This window comes from Streptomyces sp. NPDC059994, from assembly GCF_042737755.1.
Classification (GTDB): Bacteria; Actinomycetota; Actinomycetes; order Streptomycetales; family Streptomycetaceae; genus Streptomyces.
Genome location: NZ_JBHWUR010000024.1, coordinates 51,030 through 67,386 on the forward strand (window position 1 = coordinate 51,030; position 16,357 = coordinate 67,386).

17 protein-coding genes are annotated in these 16,357 nt (G+C 72.7%); 5 read left to right on the forward strand and 12 right to left on the reverse strand.

The features are described 5' to 3' along the window. Positions 1-26 precede the first annotated feature (26 nt). The 3 genes from ACFWA7_RS15330 (at position 27) to ACFWA7_RS15340 (ending at position 1,697) form a co-directional block, all read left to right on the forward strand. Entirely contained in the window at positions 27-464 is a 438-nt protein-coding gene (locus ACFWA7_RS15330) for a hypothetical protein (protein ID WP_385534910.1), read from the forward strand. Positions 465-569: 105 nt separating this feature from the next. Further along, entirely contained in the window at positions 570-971 is a 402-nt protein-coding gene (locus tag ACFWA7_RS15335) for a hypothetical protein (protein WP_385823341.1), read from the forward strand. 111 nt (positions 972-1,082) lie between these two features. Then, positions 1,083-1,697 carry a hypothetical protein gene (locus tag ACFWA7_RS15340; protein WP_385823343.1) on the forward strand — a complete coding sequence of 205 codons (615 nt, stop codon included), beginning with the start codon at positions 1,083-1,085 and terminating at the stop codon, positions 1,695-1,697. A 71-nt stretch (positions 1,698-1,768) separates the two neighbouring features. Here the strand turns inward: ACFWA7_RS15340 and mug are convergent, their stop codons facing one another. The 3 genes from mug to ACFWA7_RS15355 are packed head-to-tail and all read right to left on the reverse strand — an operon-like array spanning position 1,769 to position 4,705. Further along, a complete protein-coding gene (mug, locus tag ACFWA7_RS15345; protein ID WP_385823345.1) occupies positions 1,769-2,326 on the reverse strand; it encodes a G/U mismatch-specific DNA glycosylase in 558 nt (185 codons plus the stop codon). 49 nt (positions 2,327-2,375) lie between these two features. Further along, positions 2,376-3,818 (reverse strand): adenylosuccinate lyase, encoded by a 1,443-nt coding sequence (purB, locus tag ACFWA7_RS15350; RefSeq protein WP_385534918.1) that lies wholly within the window; start codon positions 3,816-3,818, stop codon positions 2,376-2,378. Between the two features lie 59 nt (positions 3,819-3,877). After that, the gene (locus tag ACFWA7_RS15355; RefSeq protein ID WP_385534920.1) at positions 3,878-4,705 is read right to left on the reverse strand and encodes an SGNH/GDSL hydrolase family protein; all 828 of its coding nucleotides are present in this window, start codon (positions 4,703-4,705) and stop codon (positions 3,878-3,880) included. 64 nt (positions 4,706-4,769) lie between these two features. Here ACFWA7_RS15355 and ACFWA7_RS15360 point away from each other — a divergent pair, with 64 nt between their 5' ends. Both ACFWA7_RS15360 and ACFWA7_RS15365 read left to right on the forward strand, forming a co-directional pair. Further along, the gene (locus ACFWA7_RS15360) at positions 4,770-4,967 is read left to right on the forward strand and encodes a hypothetical protein (protein ID WP_385534922.1); all 198 of its coding nucleotides are present in this window, start codon (positions 4,770-4,772) and stop codon (positions 4,965-4,967) included. A 314-nt stretch (positions 4,968-5,281) separates the two neighbouring features. Then, positions 5,282-5,569 carry a holin gene (locus ACFWA7_RS15365; RefSeq protein ID WP_385534924.1) on the forward strand — a complete coding sequence of 96 codons (288 nt, stop codon included), beginning with the start codon at positions 5,282-5,284 and terminating at the stop codon, positions 5,567-5,569. A 32-nt stretch (positions 5,570-5,601) separates the two neighbouring features. Here the strand turns inward: ACFWA7_RS15365 and ACFWA7_RS15370 are convergent, their stop codons facing one another. The 9 genes from ACFWA7_RS15370 to bioB form a co-directional block, all read right to left on the reverse strand. Further along, a complete protein-coding gene (locus tag ACFWA7_RS15370) occupies positions 5,602-6,621 on the reverse strand; it encodes a hemolysin family protein (RefSeq protein WP_385534926.1) in 1,020 nt (339 codons plus the stop codon). Further along, positions 6,618-8,174, reverse strand: a complete 1,557-nt coding sequence (locus ACFWA7_RS15375) for a hemolysin family protein (protein WP_385823348.1) — start codon at positions 8,172-8,174, stop codon at positions 6,618-6,620. Before ACFWA7_RS15375 ends, ACFWA7_RS15370 begins: the two co-directional genes overlap by 4 nt. A 269-nt stretch (positions 8,175-8,443) precedes the next feature. Further along, positions 8,444-11,008 carry an ABC transporter permease gene (locus ACFWA7_RS15380; RefSeq protein ID WP_385823350.1) on the reverse strand — a complete coding sequence of 855 codons (2,565 nt, stop codon included), beginning with the start codon at positions 11,006-11,008 and terminating at the stop codon, positions 8,444-8,446. Positions 11,009-11,014: 6 nt separating this feature from the next. Then, positions 11,015-11,890 carry an ABC transporter ATP-binding protein gene (locus ACFWA7_RS15385; protein ID WP_385823352.1) on the reverse strand — a complete coding sequence of 292 codons (876 nt, stop codon included), beginning with the start codon at positions 11,888-11,890 and terminating at the stop codon, positions 11,015-11,017. 65 nt (positions 11,891-11,955) lie between these two features. Then, entirely contained in the window at positions 11,956-12,627 is a 672-nt protein-coding gene (locus tag ACFWA7_RS15390; protein ID WP_385534934.1) for a class I SAM-dependent methyltransferase, read from the reverse strand. Positions 12,628-12,752: 125 nt separating this feature from the next. Then, a complete protein-coding gene (locus ACFWA7_RS15395; RefSeq protein WP_385823354.1) occupies positions 12,753-13,106 on the reverse strand; it encodes a VOC family protein in 354 nt (117 codons plus the stop codon). Next, positions 13,106-13,798, reverse strand: a complete 693-nt coding sequence (gene bioD, locus ACFWA7_RS15400; RefSeq protein ID WP_385534938.1) for a dethiobiotin synthase — start codon at positions 13,796-13,798, stop codon at positions 13,106-13,108. The genes ACFWA7_RS15395 and bioD overlap by 1 nt, the downstream gene beginning before the upstream one ends. Next, on the reverse strand, positions 13,798-15,111 hold the full coding sequence (locus ACFWA7_RS15405) for an adenosylmethionine--8-amino-7-oxononanoate transaminase (RefSeq protein WP_385534940.1): 1,314 nt from the start codon (positions 15,109-15,111) through the stop codon (positions 13,798-13,800). Before ACFWA7_RS15405 ends, bioD begins: the two co-directional genes overlap by 1 nt. Continuing rightward, positions 15,104-16,297 carry a biotin synthase BioB gene (gene bioB, locus ACFWA7_RS15410; RefSeq protein ID WP_385534942.1) on the reverse strand — a complete coding sequence of 398 codons (1,194 nt, stop codon included), beginning with the start codon at positions 16,295-16,297 and terminating at the stop codon, positions 15,104-15,106. Before bioB ends, ACFWA7_RS15405 begins: the two co-directional genes overlap by 8 nt. Positions 16,298-16,357: the final 60 nt, after the last annotated feature.

Below are 16,357 nucleotides of genomic sequence, written 5' to 3' on the forward strand. Positions count from 1 at the left end.
TCAGTGGCGGCGGGTTTACTGACCGCATGACCACCGCACGGCATCTCGAAGTCATCGACCTGCTGCGCGTCCGCGACTTCCCCGCGGAGCGCGGCAGGTCGGGGGCGATCACCAGCGGACCCGGTTATCACCTGGTGGAGCTCAGCACCAGCGAGGACTTCTGGGACGACGACGGCAGCAGACGCGTCGAAGTGGAAGAGCAGTACGAAGCGGAGTGCGAGGCCCTGGCCGAGTCGCTGAGCGAGCGGTGGGGCGTGGCGCAGATGTTCAGCCTCTGGAGCTTGCTGGCCCGGGGCATGGAAGGAGAGGCGATAGCCGAGCCGTGGGGCGAGCTGAGCAACAGCGTCCCGTACCTCCACCTCTGGCGGGCGGACCGCCACTGGGTCGCCGTCGGGGTCTCGCAGTGGGACACGGAACTGGAGTTCCAGCTGATGGCGGTGGTGACGGAGGTCGATCCGCCGTAGCCCGTCGGAGGCGAGGGCGGGGCCGCCGGGTGACGTGGCGGCGGGCCGGCGTGGCGTAACGTCCTGGGGCGTCGCCGTCTCTTGCCGGCGGGTGAGGAGATCGTGATGACGTACGCAGTGGCGGATCTGGGCGGCGGGACGACGGAAGTGTCCGTCGTGGCGGACGGTGTGGTGCAGATGACCGGCTACGCGGGCGGTGGTGAGGCGTCGGTCGGCGAGTTCACCCCGGCGCAGGCCCGGGAGCTGGCGGCGGCGCTGGTGCGGGCGGCGGACGAAGCGGAGAACCTGGCACCGAGCGAGCCCGTGTCGGTCAAGGCGCAGGACCTGCGGCGGGGTGACGTACGGGACGGCGACCGGTCGATGACCGTGGACCGCGTCAAGGTGGACGGGGCCACCTCGACGGCGCACGTCACCTGGAAGTCGGACGCGGGCCGCACCTGGACGCAGAGCTATGCCATGGACACGGACATCCGTCTGCGGAGGCGGGGGCCGCAGGCAGCGGGGTGAGGGGGTGGGGCGGAGCGGTGCTCGGGGGCGAGGTGGTGTGGGGCGGCGGCTGGGTGGTCGTTCCACGTAAGTCTGATGCGGCTCGATCGGGCGGGAACGTAATCTCGCCGGATGAGCGGTTTTGCGACACATCGCCAACGGGTGCATGACACGGGGCTGTCGGCGCGTGCGCGGCACGCGAGCCTGCGCACGTGTGTGGTGATGTTCGCGCCGTACGGGTTCCGGGCGACCTACCACCATCTGTGCCGGAGTGCGGGGGTGCCCGCGCGGCTGGAGTCCGATCCGGGTGCGCTGGTGCGGGCGGTCGAGGAGTTGCAGACGGCCCGGGTGCTGTGGCTGGAGGACGAGGCGGCGTACATGGCGCGGCGTCGGGGGGAGAAGGCGTCCGGGCGGCGGAACACCCGGGCGGACGGGAGTTGGCGGGACGCCGGACGGGGGAGCGGCGGGAGTCTTGTCCAGTGTCCCGACCCCGGTTTCCATCCCACCGACCCCCTGCCGGTAGTGGTGGAGCGTGTCCTGGGCTCCGTCCTCGTCCCTGGGGAAGCTCCGGCGTGCCGGGCGTGTGTGGGGGACAACGGGGTGGTGCGGTGGTTCAACGGCCGGGAGGTGTACGAGCTCTGCCGGGTGTGCGGGGTCGCGCTGGACTCGCGTGATGCCGAGCCCGACCCCGTGGTGCTCCAGGCGGGCCACGAGCGCTGGGCCAGGATCTGGGGGCGCACGCTCTAGACCGGGGGCGAGGTGCCGATACTCCGGGCCGCCGGTCGCAGGCCGCCGGGCTGTCGGTGGTCAGGCGGTGGTCAGGCGGTGGCGGTGGCTGTGTCGGCTTCCGCCGCCGCTCGGAGTCGGCCGTACTCCTCGGCCATCGTCTGGGCCGTCCAATGGGCGTTCAGACCGCTGGGGTTGGGGAGGGCCCAGACGCGGGTCTCGCCGATGGTGCGGGTCTGGGGGCCTATCCGGGCCTTGCGGTCGTCGAAGGCGGTGCGGTAGGCGGTGACGCCGACAACGGCGAGGTAGCGCGGGCGGAGTTGTTCGACCTTGGCGGTGAGGATGCGGCCGCCCTCGCGGAACTCCTCGGCGCTCAGCTCGTCGGCTCGGGCGGTGGCCCGGGCGACGACGTTGGTGATGCCGAGGCCGTAGGTGAGCAACTCGTTCTGCTCCCAGGGCTTCAGCCGGCGCGGGGTGAAGCCCGAGAGGTGCAGGACCGGCCAGAAGCGGTTGCCCGGGCGGGCGAAGTGGTGGCCCGTCGCGCCTGACATCAGACTCGGGTTGATGCCGCAGAAGAGCACGGACAGGCCGCCCGCGGCCACGTCGGGGATGACGTTGTCGCGGGCGGCCTGGAGCTCCTCGGGAGTCATCGAGTGGTCCCGTCGGTGCCGTATACGCCTTCGGTGGCCCGGGTCCGGGTCAGAGGATCGAGCCGGGGGTGTACGCGGCGGCGGCCGGGTGCTGCTTGACGATCTCCTCGATACGGGAGACCAGAAGGGCGACCTGGTCGCCCGCGGCGCCGGTGAAGGACAGCTTGTCGGCCATCAGGGCGTCGAGCTGGGCGCGGTCGAGCGGCATGCGGTCGTCGGCGGCCAGCTTGTCGAGGAGTTCATTGCGTTCGGCGCCCTGCTCGCGCATGGCCAGCGCGGACGCGACGGCGTGCTCCTTGATGACCTCGTGCGCGGCCTCACGGCCGACCCCGGCGCGTACGGCCGCCATCAGCACCTTGGTGGTGGCGAGGAAGGGAAGGTAGCGGTCCAGCTCGCGGGCCACGACGGCGGGGAAGGCGCCGAACTCGTCGAGCACGGTGAGGAAGGTTTCGAGCAGGCCGTCGAAGGCGAAGAACGCGTCGGGCAGCGCGATGCGGCGGACGACCGAGCAGGAGACGTCGCCCTCGTTCCACTGGTCGCCGGCGAGCTCGCCGGTCATCGAGGCGTAGCCGCGCAGGATGACCATCAGGCCGTTGACGCGCTCGCAGGAGCGGGTGTTCATCTTGTGCGGCATCGCGGACGAGCCGACCTGGCCGGGCTTGAAGCCCTCGGTGACCAGCTCGTGTCCGGCCATCAGCCGGATCGTCTTGGCGACCGAGGAGGGCGCGGCGGCGAGCTGCACCAGGGCGGTCACGACGTCGTAGTCGAGCGAGCGCGGGTAGACCTGACCGACGGAGGTGAAGGCGTGGGCGAAGCCGAGGTGGCCGGCGATGCGCTGTTCGAGCTCGGCGAGCTTCGCGGCGTCGCCGCCGAGCAGGTCGAGCATGTCCTGGGCGGTGCCGACCGGGCCCTTGATACCGCGCAGCGGGTAGCGCGCGAGCAGCTCCTCCAGGCGGCCGTAGGCGACGAGCAGCTCGTCGGCGGCGGTGGCGAAGCGCTTGCCCAAGGTGGTGGCCTGCGCCGCGACGTTGTGCGAGCGGCCCGCCATGACCAGCTCCGCGTATTCGCCGGAGAGCTTGCCGAGCCGGGCCAGGACCGCCACGGTCCGGTCGCGCATCAGCTCCAGGGAGAGCCGGATCTGGAGCTGCTCGACGTTCTCGGTCAGGTCGCGGGAGGTCATGCCCTTGTGGACCTGCTCGTGTCCGGCGAGGGCGTTGAACTCCTCGATCCGGGCCTTCACGTCGTGGCGGGTGACCTTCTCGCGCTCGGCGATCGACGCGAGGTCGACCTGGTCGAGTACGCGCTCGTAGTCGGCGAGGGCGGCGTCCGGCACCTCGATCCCGAGGTCCTTCTGCGCGCGCAGCACGGCGAGCCAGAGCTGACGCTCCAGCTTCACCTTCTGCTCGGGGGACCAGAGGACGGCCAGCTCCGTGGAGGCGTAGCGGCCGGCCAGGACATTGGGGATGCGAGGCTTCGCAGACACAGCAGTCACGTGACCAGATTCTACTGGCGATTTCTGCAGGCCAGCGCCCCGGCCCGGTTTGTGGCTTGCTACGAGAGCGCGGTCACGTCACCGGACGCCGTCCCCGGTCCCTCATCCGCCCGTGGGGTCGTGTCGTACGGCAGGAGCTCCGGGCGCTTCGCCGGGCGGCCGTCGCCCGAGGACCGGCCGGTGAGGCGGCGGCCGATCCACGGGGCGAGGTGCTGCCGGGCGAACCGCGCGTCGGCCACGCGGCGCGTCGCCCAGCGCGGCTGCGGCCCGCGTGGCAGCGGGGCGAGCCAGTCGTCCCCGGCCGGGAGCCCGAGCTTCTGCCAGACCGCCTCGGCCACCCGGCGGTGGCCCTCGCCGGTCAGATGGAGGCGGTCGACGTCCCACAGGCGCGGATCGGCGAGCACGGCCGCGCCGTACAGGTCGACGACGAGCGCGTCGTGCTTGGCGGCGAGGTCTTCGATGTGCGAGAAGAGCTCTTCCATACGGGGGCGGAAGCGTTCCATCACGGGGCCGTCGCGGCCGGGGCTGCGCATCAGGACGAGCCGGCCGCAGGACGGCGCCAGCTTTTCGACGGCCTCGGTGAGGAGCCCGCGCACCCTGTCCATGTCGCACTTGGGCCGCAGGGCGTCGTTGAGGCCGCCCACCAGGGTCACCACGTCCGCCCGCATGGCGGCCGCGGGCTCGACCTGCTCGTCGACGATCTGGCCGATGAGCTTTCCGCGTACGGCGAGATTGGCGTAACGGAAGCCGGGCGTCCGGGCGGCGAGCCGGGCCGCGAGCAGATCCGCCCAGCCGCGGTAGGAGCCGTCGGGCAGGAGGTCGGACATGCCCTCGGTAAAGGAATCGCCGACTGCGACAAAGCTTGTGTAGCTGGCATTCATCTCCATGGCGGAGTGATCGTACCGCGCGGTAGTGTCACGCGGTCGGGTGGAGTCGGCAAGGGGGAAGCGGATGAGCGAGGCGCTCGAACAGGCGCCGGCGGAGGTGCTGGCGGGGGCGCCGGCGGGGTTGGTCGCCGCGGTGGGCACCTGCGAGGACGCGCGCGGCGCGAGCGGGTCCGACGCCTCTGGGGGCGACGCCACCATCACCGTCCAGGGCGCGGCGGGCGAACTGCCGCTGCTCGTGCTACGGGCGGCGGGCGCCCAGTGACGAGGAGTTGACGGTCACGGGCGAGCGCGAGGTGCTCGACATGTGGCCGGCCGCGACAGAGCTCTGACCCGCCGTCCGTGCCCGGCAGCTCGTGCCCGTCGGCGGCGTCGGCCGCGGCTCATGACACGCCCTGGGCGAACTCAGCCGATCCCCGCCGCGCGGGCCCTGTCGGCGTGGGGCGTTACGCGGTATGCCAGGAACACCTCAACTCCGCTTACCTCAACTCCGCCCACGTCACATCCGGTGCCCTCAACTCCCTTTGCGTCCGCACCACTTGACCGCGCACTGACCACGTACGAGAGAGCGAGCGTTCCATGTTCACCAAAGCCTTCTGGAAGGCCACTGCCGAGCGGGCCGTCCGGACGTTCGCCCAGTCGCTCGCGGCGGTCCTGACGGCCGGGGCGACCAACCTGTTCGACGTGGACTGGAAGGCGGCGCTCGCCACCGCGGGCCTGGCGACGCTGCTCTCCGTGCTGATGGCCATCGGCTCGTCGGGCCTGGGGCGGCCGGGCCCGGGCCTCACCGAGACCACGGCACCCGACGCCCCCGCCGAGCCGGCGAAGGCACCGGGAACCGAAAGCGCCGCCAAGCCCGTTGTATAGGCGGCGCCCCGCCGCCCCCGGGCGCGTCCGTCCTACGCCGTGTCCGGTCTGCCGACCAGCTCGCGCAGGACGTCCTCCATCGTGACCAGGCCCGACAGCCGTCCGTCCTCGTCGAGCACCGCCGCGAGGTGCGTACGGCTGCGGCGCATGGCGGTCAGTACGTCGTCGAGCGGCGCCGACGTCCGGACCCGGGCGATCGGCCACAGGGCCGTCACCGGGAACGGCACGTCGCGCGGGGTCGCGTCGAGCGCGTCCTTGACGTGCAGATAGCCGAGGATGCGGTTGCCCGCGTCCACGACCGGGAAGCGGGAGAAGCCCGACAGGGCGGCGAGCCGCTCCAGTTCCTCCGGGGTCGTGCCGACCGGGGTGTGCACGACCTTCTCCAGCGGGACGACCACGTCCCGGACGGGTCGGCGCCCCAGCTCCAGGGCGTCGTGCAGCCGCTCGGCGGCCCGGTCGTCGAGGAGCCCGGCATCGCCCGCGTCCCGGACCATCCGGGCCAGCTCGGCGTCGGAGAACGTCGCCGCGACCTCGTTCCTGGTCTCCACCCGCAACAGCTTGAGCAGGGCGTTGGCGAAGGCGTTGATCGCGAAGATCACCGGGCGCAGCGCCCGGGCGAGCGTCACCAGCGGCGGGCCGAGCAGCAGCGCGGTCCTGGCCGGCTCGGCCAGCGCGATGTTCTTCGGCACCATCTCGCCGAGCAGCATGTGGAGATAGGTGGCGAGCGCCAGCGCGATGAAGAAGGAGACCGGGCGCGCCGCACCGTCGGGCATCCCGACCAGGTGGAACACCGGCTCCAGGAGATGCTCGATGGCGGGCTCGGCGACCACACCGAGCACCAGGGTGCACAGCGTGATGCCCAGCTGCGCCGCCGCCATCAGCGCGGAGACGTGCTCCAGACCCCAGATCACGCTGCGCGCACGGCGGTTGCCCTGCTCGGCGAGCGGCTCGACCTGGCTGCGGCGTACCGAGATCAGCGCGAACTCGGCGCCGACGAAGAAGGCGTTGACGACCAGCGTCGCCAGACCGATCAGCAACTGGATGACGGTCATCGGCCGGCTCCCTCGTCGCCGGGACCCGCAGGACCCGCAGGACCCGCAGGACCCGCAGGACCCTCGCGGTCACCGGCACCGTCACGGCCGTCACCATCGGCGCGGCCGTCGCGCCGCGCACCCCTCCCACGCCGAGCACCCCCGTGCCTACCGTGCTTCGTGTGTCCGTCAGGCCCGCGGCGCCCCGCGCCCCGGTGCTCCCTACGGCGGCGGGAGCCGTCCTGCTCATCCTCGCCGTCCCCGTCGCCGGGCAGCGGTGCGTGCAGCAGGACGCGCGCGGCGCGGCGGCCGGACGCGTCGACGACGTCGAGCCGCCAGCCGCCCAGCTCCACGCTGTCGCCGAGCGCCGGGATCCGGCCGACCCCGGTGGCGATCAGGCCCGCCAGCGTCTCGTACGGGCCCTCCGGGACGCGCAGCCCGATGGCCTCCAGCTGGTCGGTCCGGGCGGCGCCGTCGGCCGAGTAGAGCGCGCGCCCGTCGGCGTCCTCGCCGGCCCGGGCCAGGTCGGACGTCTCGTGCGGGTCGTGCTCGTCCCGCACCTCGCCGACGACCTCCTCGACGATGTCCTCCAGGGTGACGACCCCGGCCGTACCGCCGTACTCGTCGATGACCACGGCCATGGTCCGCCGCCCGTACAGCTGGTCGAGCAGCCGGTCCACGGTCAGCGTCTCCGGTACGAGCAGCGGCTCGCGCAGCAGCTCGGTGACCGGGTGGCGGGGGCGCTGCTCGGCGGGGATGGCGAGGACGTCCTTGATGTGGGCGATGCCCACGACGGTGTCGAGGCTGCCCCGGTAGACGGGGAAGCGGGACAGGCCCGTCGCGCGCGTGGCGTTCGCGACGTCCTCGGCGGTGGCGTGCACCTCCAGTGCGGTGACCTGCACCCGGGGCGTCATCACGTTCTCGGCGTCGAGCTCCGCCAGGTTGAGCGTACGGACGAAGAGCTCGGCGGTGTCCGCTTCGAGGGCGCCCTGCTTGGCCGAGTGGCGGGCGAGTGCGACCAGCTCCTGCGGGGTGCGGGCGGAGGCCAGCTCCTCGGCGGGCTCCAGGCCCAGACGGCGCACTATGTGGTTGGCGGTGTTGTTGAGGTGGCTGATGAAGGGGCGGAAGGCCGCGCTGAAGACGCGCTGCGGCGTGGCGACGACCTTCGCCACCGCCAGCGGCGAGGAGATGGCCCAGTTCTTGGGGACGAGCTCGCCGACGACCATCAGGAAGACGGTCGACAGGGCGGTGCCGAGGACCAGCGCCGCCGAGTGGGAAACGGCGTCGGACAGCCCCATGGAGCCGAGCGGGCCGCTGATCAGCTTGGCGATCGAGGGCTCGGCGAGCATGCCGATCACCAGGTTGGTGACGGTGATGCCGAGCTGCGCGCCGGAGAGCTGGAAGGTGAGGCTGCGGACGGCCTTGAGGGCGCTGCTCGCGCCGCGCTCGCCGCTCTCGACGGCCCGCTCCAGCTCGCCGCGCTCCACGGTGGTGAGGGAGAATTCGGCCGCCACGAAGGCCCCGCAGGCCAGCGACAGCAGCACGGCCACCACGAGCAGAAGCACTTCGGTCATCGGTTCACCTCCGTCCCATGATCGGGCAGGGTCAGGAGGATCGCGCGATGTCGCGTACCGGTACGGGGACGGGTACTGGGAGGCTCGCCCATGGGCGGACGCTCACACCTTTCAGTCGTGGGTAGGTCCACCCATGGTAAAGCACTGGCAAAATGGCGGTTGGGGGAGGCTCCGGAGGCCGGGAGGACCCCAGGTCACGGGCTCACCCCGCACACTCAAGCCGCCCCCGCGTCCGGCCTCCACCCGCCCCCACGTCCCGGCCCCCGCCCCTACTCGTGCGCGATCGCCGCCAGCACGTTCATCCGCGACGCGCGCAGCGCCGGGAGCAGCGCCGCCAGCAGGCCCACGGCCGCCGCGCCCACCGCGACCGCGATCACCGTGGACCAGGGCACGGCGAACGCCTTGAGGCCCTGGAGCGCGAGCACCTGCTGGATGCCCACGCCCCACACCATGCCGAGGACGAGCCCGAGGAGCGCCCCGAACACCGCGATCACCACCGACTCCAGCCGGATCATGCGCCGCAGCTGGACCCGCGAGAGCCCGATGGCGCGCAGCAGCCCGATCTCGCGGGTGCGCTCCACCACCGACAGCGCCAGTGTGTTGACCACGCCGAGCACCGCGATGACGATCGCCAGGCCGAGCAGCGCGTACACCAGGTAGAGCATCACCGCGATCTGGTCGCGGATCAGCTTCTTGTAGTCCGCCTGGTCCCTCACCTGCACCTGCGGATACGGGTCCAGGGTCTTCTCCAGCGCGGCCCGCAGCCCGTCCGCACTGGTGCCGCCGCTCGCGTTGACGTACACCGCCGCGTCCTGGCCGCCCGGAAGATAGCGCTCCACGGTGGCCAGGCCCATGAACACCCCGCCCTCCACGCCGAAGCCGCCCGAGGTGTCCATGTCGGTCAGGGCGGCCACCCGCAGCCGCGCCTTGCCGCCGGTGGCGAAGGTGACGGGCAGGGTGTCGCCGAGGCGGACACGGTGGTCGCGCGCGTAGGTGCGGTCCATCGCGAGGTTGCCGGGGGAGAGCGCCTCCGCCGAACCGCCCGCCGTATAGGTGACATGGGCGACGTCGTCGAGCTGGGGGTCGTAGCCGGACGCCGTCGTCTCGCGAGTCTTCCCGTCGGGCAGCGTCAGCCGCAGGGGCGCGAACCGCTGGCGGACGACGGCCTCCGTGCCCTTCACCGTGCGCACCTTGTCGGTGATCTCCTGCGGGAACGGCTGAAAATTGCTGTTCTGTACGACGAAGTCGGCGCCCAGCGTCTTGTCGATCTGCTGGTCGAACGACTTGGTCATGGAGGCGCTGGCCACCGAGAGCCCGGCGACCAGGGCGATGCCCACCATCAGGGCGGACGCGGTCGCGCCCGTGCGGCGCGGGTTGCGCAGCGCGTTGCGCTGGCTCATCCGGCCCACCGGACCGTACAGCCGGGGGAAGGCGGCGCCAAGGACGCGGATCACCGGCCGGACCAGGAGCGGCCCGGCCACCACGGTCGCGATCAGCGTGAGCACCACGCCGAGCCCGAGCAGCGAGGACGAGGTCGCGGTCCTGGTGGACGTGGCGCACCCCGTGAGCGCGGCCGCACCCGCGAGGGTGAGCACGGAGCCGACCACGGCCCGTACCTTCAACGGCCGCCCGATGCCGGAGACTTCGGCGTCCGCGAGCGCCGCCATGGGGGAGACCCTGGCGGCCCGGCGCGCGGGCAGATACGCGGCCACGAACGTCACACCGACGCCCACCGCGTACGCCGCCACCGGCGTCCCCCAGCCGATCGCCATCTCGGCGGTGCTGAGCTTCATCCCGAACGCGCCCATCAGCGCCATCAGCCCCGCGGCGAGCCCGATCCCCGCGCCGAGGCCGAGGGTGGAGCCGACCAGGCCGAGCAGCAGCGCTTCGAGCAGGACGGACCGGCGCACCTGCCGCCGGTCCGCGCCGAGCGCCCGCAACAGGCCCAGCTCCCGGGTACGTTGGGCGATCAGCATCGAGAAGGTGTTGACGATCAGGAAGATGCCCACGAGCGTGGCGACCCCGGCGAATCCCAGCATCACGTACTTGATGACGTCGAGGAATCCGCCCAGCTCGTCGGCGGCCGACTTGGCCTGCTGGGCGGCCGTCCTGATCTCGTACGAGCCGCCGACGGCCGCCGTGACGCGCTGCTTGAGCACCTCGTCCGACACCCCCGCGGCCGCGTCCACCGAGATGGCCGTGGCCGCGTCTGCCTTGCCCAGGAGCCGGGTCTGCGCGGTCGGGGTGTCCAGGAACACCAGCGCCGCACCGGGGTTGGTGGTGGTGAAGGTGGCGATGCCGACGACCTCGACCTTGAAGGAGCCGGGCTGGGCCAGGACGGTGAGCGGGTCCCCGATGCGGACGTGCTTCTTGTCGGCGGTGTCCTTGTCGAGCAGCGCCTCGCCGGGGCCGTGCGGCTCGTGGCCGCTGGTCAGCTTCACCGGACTGCGTTCGGTGACGTACCAGTTGGTGGCGATGGTCGGGGCGCCGGTGGTCGGCCCGACCGAGTCGTTGGCGCGGTCGACGACGGTGATGTTCTCGACGGCCGCGTCGACGTGCGTGGCGGCCACGCCGTCGACGCCCGCGATCTTCGCCGCGAGCGAGGCCGGGACCGTACGGGTCACCCCGGACGGCACGCGTTCGTCGAGCCCCTTGGGCGGCCCGACCGTCACGTCCGCCGAGGTCGAGGCGAAGAGCCGGTCGAAGGTACGGGCCACGGTGTCCGAGAAGATCAGCGAACCGGCGACGAACGCCACCGAGAGGATCACCGCGAGCGCGGACAGCAGCAGCCGTCCCTTGTGGGCGAGGAAACTGCGCAGGGTCGCCTTCAGCACGGCCGCTCAGCCCTTGCGCAGCGGGTCGAAGCCGGGGGTGCCCTCGGCTGTGCCTTCCGGGGTGGCGGCGCCGGTTCCCGGGCCGCCGGAGAAGAGCCGCAGCCGGTCCAGGACCGCCTCCGCCGTCGGCCGGGGCATCTCGTCGACGATCCGCCCGTCGGCCAGGAACAGCACCAGGTCGGACCGGCCCGCCGCGACGGGGTCGTGGGTGACCATCACCACCGTCTGCCCCAGCCGGTCCACGGCCTCCCGCAGGAACGTGAGGACCTCGGCCCCGGCCCGCGAGTCGAGGTTGCCCGTCGGCTCGTCCGCGAAGATCAGCTCCGGGCGGGACGCCAGCGCCCGCGCGCACGCCACCCGCTGCTGCTGGCCGCCGGAGAGCTGGGCGGGCCGGTGCCGCAGCCGGTCGCGCAGCCCGAGCGTGTCGATGACCTGTTCCAGCCACTCCCGGTCGGGTTTGCGCCCGGCGATGTCCATCGGCAGCGTGATGTTCTCGGCGGCGGTGAGTGTCGGCAGCAGATTGAACGCCTGGAACATAAAGCCGATCCGGTCCCGCCGAAGCCGTGTCAGCTCGCGCTCCTTGAGCCCGGTGATCTCGGTGTCGCCGAGCCACACCTGGCCCGCCGAGACCGAGTCGAGCCCGGCCAGACAGTGCATCAGGGTGGACTTGCCCGAGCCCGACGGGCCCATGACCGCCGTGAACCGGCCGCGCGCGATGTCCACGTCGACCGAGTCGAGCGCCAGGACCGCCGTCTCGCCCGTGCCGTACGCCTTGGTCAGCGCCCGGGCCCGCGCGGCGACCCCTTCCGTTGCCGCTGCAGCTGTGGACAAGGCCGCCTCCCGGGTCGTTGCGTCATGGCTGGACCGACTCCCGTACGGCATACGAGAGTAGAGGCGCGGACCGGCCCGGGCCATCCGGCGGAAGCAGGAGATCCCCCGGGAAGGGATCAGCCCGCATCCGGGCGTCGTGCCGTGCCGAGCACATGGGGCGACGCCGGGTGCCGCGGCCCCCTCTCGGGCACGCGCAGCCGGCGGAACGCGACCAGTTCGAAGCCCGCCGCCTCGATCGCCGCGAGCGGATCGCGCGAGGTGTGGCACCCGCCGAGGAGCAGCGGCCACAGCGTCCGGTCCGCCGCGCGCTGGACGGCCGCGAGGGCCCGGCCCCCGGCCCGCACGTGCTCGTAGAACCGCAGCTCGCCGCCGGGGCGCAGGACGCGGCGGATCTCGGCCAGCGAGCGCGGCACATCGCGTACGGAACACAGGACGAGCGAGACCACGGCCGCGTCGAACGCCTCGCTCTTGACCGGCAGCGCCTCGGCCGCCCCCGGCACCACGTCGACCGGCACGTCCGCGCGCAGCGCCGCCCGGACGGCCAGCCTGCGCAGACCGCGCTCGGGTTCGATGGCGACCACCTCGGAGACGGCGCCCGGATAGTGCGGGAAGTTGAGGCCGTTGCCCGCGCCGATCTCGATCACCCGGCCGGAGAGCCCGGCCAGCAGCTCGCGGCGGTGTGCGACGAGGCCCGCTCGGCGGTCGGCCGTCTCGCTGAACCGGCCGTAGAAGCGGGCGAACAGGGGATGGTGCACGGCGTCCGGGGCGATCTTGGCACGCTGCTCCATGGGGGGACCCTCCAACGACGGGCGGAGAACGGGCGGGGCGGACACCGGGATTGTCCCCGCCCCGGACCCGCGTCACCCGTAGGCCGCCCCGCCCTTCGGTCTTTACCGGCCCGCCCGCGTCGGCGTCACGCGCTCACGAAGCAGAACTCGTTCCCCTCGGGGTCGCGCATCACCTGGAACGCTCCCTGGGCGTCCGTCACGGTCGTGCCCACCGACCGCGCGCCGAGGCGCACCGCGGCGGCCCGGGCACGGGCGACGTCCTCCACCACGAGGTCGAGGTGGAGCCGGTTCTTGCCCGCCTTCGCCTCCGGCACCCGCTGGAAGGCGAGCCGCGGTGTGCCGGGTGTGTCGAGGTACGCCCAGCCCGCGTCGCGGACCACCGGGGAGCCGCCGAGCAGCGCCGCCCAGAACCGCGCCAGGCGGTCCGGCGCGGCGCAGTCCACGACGATCTGGCGCAGCCGTGCCCGTAAGACCGCCATCACAGACTCCAGCCGCCGCCGAGCTCCGGACCGAGCCAGCCCGGCGCCGCCGCACGGAAGTCGGCGCCGGAGAGCTGGCCAGCGCCTTCCGGCACCAGCCCGACCAGCGGTGAGCCGGAGGACTCCGGCAGGTCCGCCAGGTTGCAGCGGGACGCCAGGTCCGGCTCGGCGGGCCAGCTGCCCACGACCACGCCCGCGCACTGAAGGCCCCGCGCCCGCAGCGCCTCGCCGGTCAGCGCCGCCATGTTCAGCGTGCCGAGGCCGGCCGGGGTGACGACCAGGACGGGCGCGGCGAGCAGCCGGGCCACGTCCGCGAGCGTGCCGCCCTCGTCGTCGAGGCGGACCAGGAGCCCGCCCGCGCCCTCCACGAGGACCAGGTCGTGCTCGGCGGCCAGCTTCTCGGCCGCCTCGGCGACCTCCTCGGGGCGCACGGCCTTCATCCCGGCCCGCCGCGCGGCCGTGTTGGGGGCCAACGGCTCGGGGAAGCGGGCCAGTTCGGCGCCGGTGATGTCGTCGCCCGCCAGACGCAGCACCTCCGCCACGTCGCCGTGCTCGCCGGGCGCGACCCCGGTCTGGGCCGGCTTGAGGACGGCGACCGTCTGTCCGGCGGCGCGCGCCAGCGCGGCGACGGCCGCCGTGACGACCGTCTTGCCGATCTCCGTCCCCGTACCGCTCACTACCAGAACCGTCATCAGCCCTCCCGAGCCGCAGCGCCCACGGCACGGCAGATGCGCGCCAGGTCCTCGTCGTTCGTCACATAGGGCGGCATCGTGTAGATCAGGTCGCGGAACGGGCGCAGCCACACGCCCTCGCGGACCGCCGCCCGGGTCGCCGCCGCCATGTCCACCTCATGGTCGAGCTGGACGACGCCGATGGCGCCGAGGACGCGGACGTCCTTCACCCCGGGCGCCCCCGCGAGCTCGTCCAGACCGTCGCGCATCCCCGTCTCCAGGCGCTTGATCTCGCCCTTCCAGTCCTGGGAGAGCAGCAGGTCGATCGAGGCGCAGGCGACGGAGGCGGCCAGCGGGTTGCCCATGTACGTCGGGCCGTGCGCCAGGACCGGGACCTCGCCCGAGGAGATGCCCTCGGCCACCCGGGTGGTGCACAGCGTCGCGGCCATCGAGAGGTAGCCGCCGGTCATCGCCTTGCCCACGCACAGCACATCGGGCGACACGGCGGCGTGCTCGGACGCGAACAGTGTGCCGGTGCGGCCGAAGCCGGTGGCGATCTCGTCGAACACGAGCAGCACTCCGTGCTCGTCGCACGCCTCGCGCAGCGCCCGCAGGTAGGCGGGGGAGTGGAACCGCATCCCGCCCGCGTTCTGCACCACCGGCTCGACGATCACCGCCGCCACCTCGTCGGCGTGGCGCGCGATCAGCTCCCGCAGATGGCGTACGTAGGCCTCGTCCGGCTCCGCGTCGTACCCGGTGGGGGGCGCGTCCGCGAAGACCTGCTCCGGCAGCCGGCCGGACCACAGGGAGTGCATGCCGCCGTCCGGGTCGCACACCGACATCGGCTGCCAGGTGTCGCCGTGGTAGCCGCCGCGCCAGGTCAGCAGGCGCTGCTTGCGCGGCTGCCCGACCGACTTCCAGTACTGCAGGCACATCTTGATGGCGACCTCGACCGACACCGAGCCGGAGTCGCTGAGGAAGACGTGCTGGAGCGGCTCGGGGGTGATCTCGACGAGCTTGGTGCAGAGCCGCACGGCGGGCTCGTGGGTGAGTCCGCCGAACATCACATGGCTCATCCGGTCCAGCTGGCCGCGTACGGCCTCGTCCAGGACCGGGTGGCGGTAGCCGTGCAGCGCCGACCACCAGGACGCCATGCCGTCGACCAGCTCGCGCTGTCCGTGCGCCTCCTCGGCGAGCCGCAGCCGGACCCCGGACGCGGACTCCACGACCAGCGGCTCCTGGCGGCCCGGCATGGGGCCGTAGGGGTGCCAGACGTGCTGCCGGTCCAGCGCCCGCAGCTCGGCGACGTCGTAACCGCGCACCGGGTCAGGCATTGGGGGCCAGGTCCGTGCCCGCGCCGCGGCGGCGCACCGCCACCAGGTCCGTACGCGCCTCGGAGACCTCGGCCGCGGCGGCCGGAGCGCTCTCGGAGCCGCACGGGCCGCAGGCGCCGCCCTCGTGCGAGCCGCAGCCGCTCTGCGCGTGCGAGCCGCAGCCCGCGGCGGCCATCGCGTCGGCGCGGTGCCCGGGCAGCGTGGTCGTGCCCGCGCCCTCCACCTCGAAGCCGGCGTCCGCGATCATCTCCAGGTCGGCCTTGCCCTCCTGGCCCTCACTGGTGAGGTAGTCGCCGAGGAAGATCGAGTTGACCAGGTTGAGGGCGAGCGGCTGCATCGAGCGCAGATGCACCTCGCGGCCGCCCGCGAGCCGTACCTCGACGTCCGGGCAGACGAACCGGACCATCGCGAGGATGCGCAGACAGCGCTGCGGGGTGAGGTTCCACTCCTTGCCGAGCGGGGTGCCCTCGAACGGGATGAGGAAGTTGACCGGCACCGAGTCCGGGTCGAGCTCGCGCAGCGAGAAGACGACGTCGACCAGGTCCTCGTCGCTCTCGCCCATGCCCGCGATCAGACCGGAACAGGCGGAGAGCCCGGCGGAGTGCGCCTTCTGCACGGTGTCGACGCGGTCGGCGTAGGTGTGGGTGGTCGTGATGTCCCCGTACGTCCCCTCGGACGTGTTGAGGTTGTGGTTGTACGCGTCGGCGCCCGCCGCGCGCAGCCGCTCGGCCTGGCCGTCCGAGAGCAGACCGAGGCAGGCGCACACCTCGACGCCCTCGTTCTGCTCCTTGATCGCCTCGATGGTCTGCGAGACGCGGTCCACGTCGCGGTCGGTCGGGCCGCGGCCGCTGGCGACCAGGCAGACCCGCTTGGCGCCGCCCGCGACACCGGCGGCGGCCGCCTTGGACGCCTCGTCCGGCTTCAGCCAGGTGTACTTGAGGATCTCGGCCTTGGAGCCCAGCCGCTGCGAGCAGTACGAGCAGTCCTCGGGGCACAGTCCGGACTTCAGGTTCACCAGGTAGTTCAGCTTCACCCGGCGCCCGAACCACTGACGGCGCACCTTGCCGGCCGCGGCCACCACGTCGAGCAGTTCCTCGTCGGAGGTCGCCAGTACGGCGAGCGCCTCTTCACGGCTCGGCAGCTCGCGCCGCAGCCCCTTGTCCACCAGCGTGTTCAGCAGGTCCATGGCGCCGATCCTTGCCGAAAACCCCCGCCCCAGCCAAGGAGGGATCGTACAACTGCGCTC

Excerpts from the sequence above, each read along its gene's own strand:
- ACFWA7_RS15395 (WP_385823354.1), bottom strand. The coding sequence starts at position 13,106 with ATGGCGGTCTTACGGGCACGGCTGCGCCAGATCGTCGTGGACTGCGCC.
- bioD (WP_385534938.1), bottom strand. The coding sequence starts at position 13,798 with ATGACGGTTCTGGTAGTGAGCGGTACGGGGACGGAGATCGGCAAGACG.
- ACFWA7_RS15335 (WP_385823341.1), top strand. The coding sequence starts at position 570 with ATGACGTACGCAGTGGCGGATCTGGGCGGCGGGACGACGGAAGTGTCC.
- ACFWA7_RS15365 (WP_385534924.1), top strand. The coding sequence starts at position 5,282 with ATGTTCACCAAAGCCTTCTGGAAGGCCACTGCCGAGCGGGCCGTCCGG.
- ACFWA7_RS15360 (WP_385534922.1), top strand. The coding sequence starts at position 4,770 with ATGAGCGAGGCGCTCGAACAGGCGCCGGCGGAGGTGCTGGCGGGGGCG.
- ACFWA7_RS15330 (WP_385534910.1), top strand. The coding sequence starts at position 27 with ATGACCACCGCACGGCATCTCGAAGTCATCGACCTGCTGCGCGTCCGC.
- ACFWA7_RS15355 (WP_385534920.1), bottom strand. The coding sequence starts at position 4,705 with ATGGAGATGAATGCCAGCTACACAAGCTTTGTCGCAGTCGGCGATTCC.
- bioB (WP_385534942.1), bottom strand. The coding sequence starts at position 16,297 with ATGGACCTGCTGAACACGCTGGTGGACAAGGGGCTGCGGCGCGAGCTG.
- ACFWA7_RS15370 (WP_385534926.1), bottom strand. The coding sequence starts at position 6,621 with ATGACCGTCATCCAGTTGCTGATCGGTCTGGCGACGCTGGTCGTCAAC.
- ACFWA7_RS15340 (WP_385823343.1), top strand. The coding sequence starts at position 1,083 with ATGAGCGGTTTTGCGACACATCGCCAACGGGTGCATGACACGGGGCTG.
- ACFWA7_RS15405 (WP_385534940.1), bottom strand. The coding sequence starts at position 15,111 with ATGCCTGACCCGGTGCGCGGTTACGACGTCGCCGAGCTGCGGGCGCTG.
- ACFWA7_RS15385 (WP_385823352.1), bottom strand. The coding sequence starts at position 11,890 with ATGCCGTACGGGAGTCGGTCCAGCCATGACGCAACGACCCGGGAGGCG.
- ACFWA7_RS15375 (WP_385823348.1), bottom strand. The coding sequence starts at position 8,174 with ATGACCGAAGTGCTTCTGCTCGTGGTGGCCGTGCTGCTGTCGCTGGCC.
- ACFWA7_RS15390 (WP_385534934.1), bottom strand. The coding sequence starts at position 12,627 with ATGGAGCAGCGTGCCAAGATCGCCCCGGACGCCGTGCACCATCCCCTG.
- mug (WP_385823345.1), bottom strand. The coding sequence starts at position 2,326 with ATGACTCCCGAGGAGCTCCAGGCCGCCCGCGACAACGTCATCCCCGAC.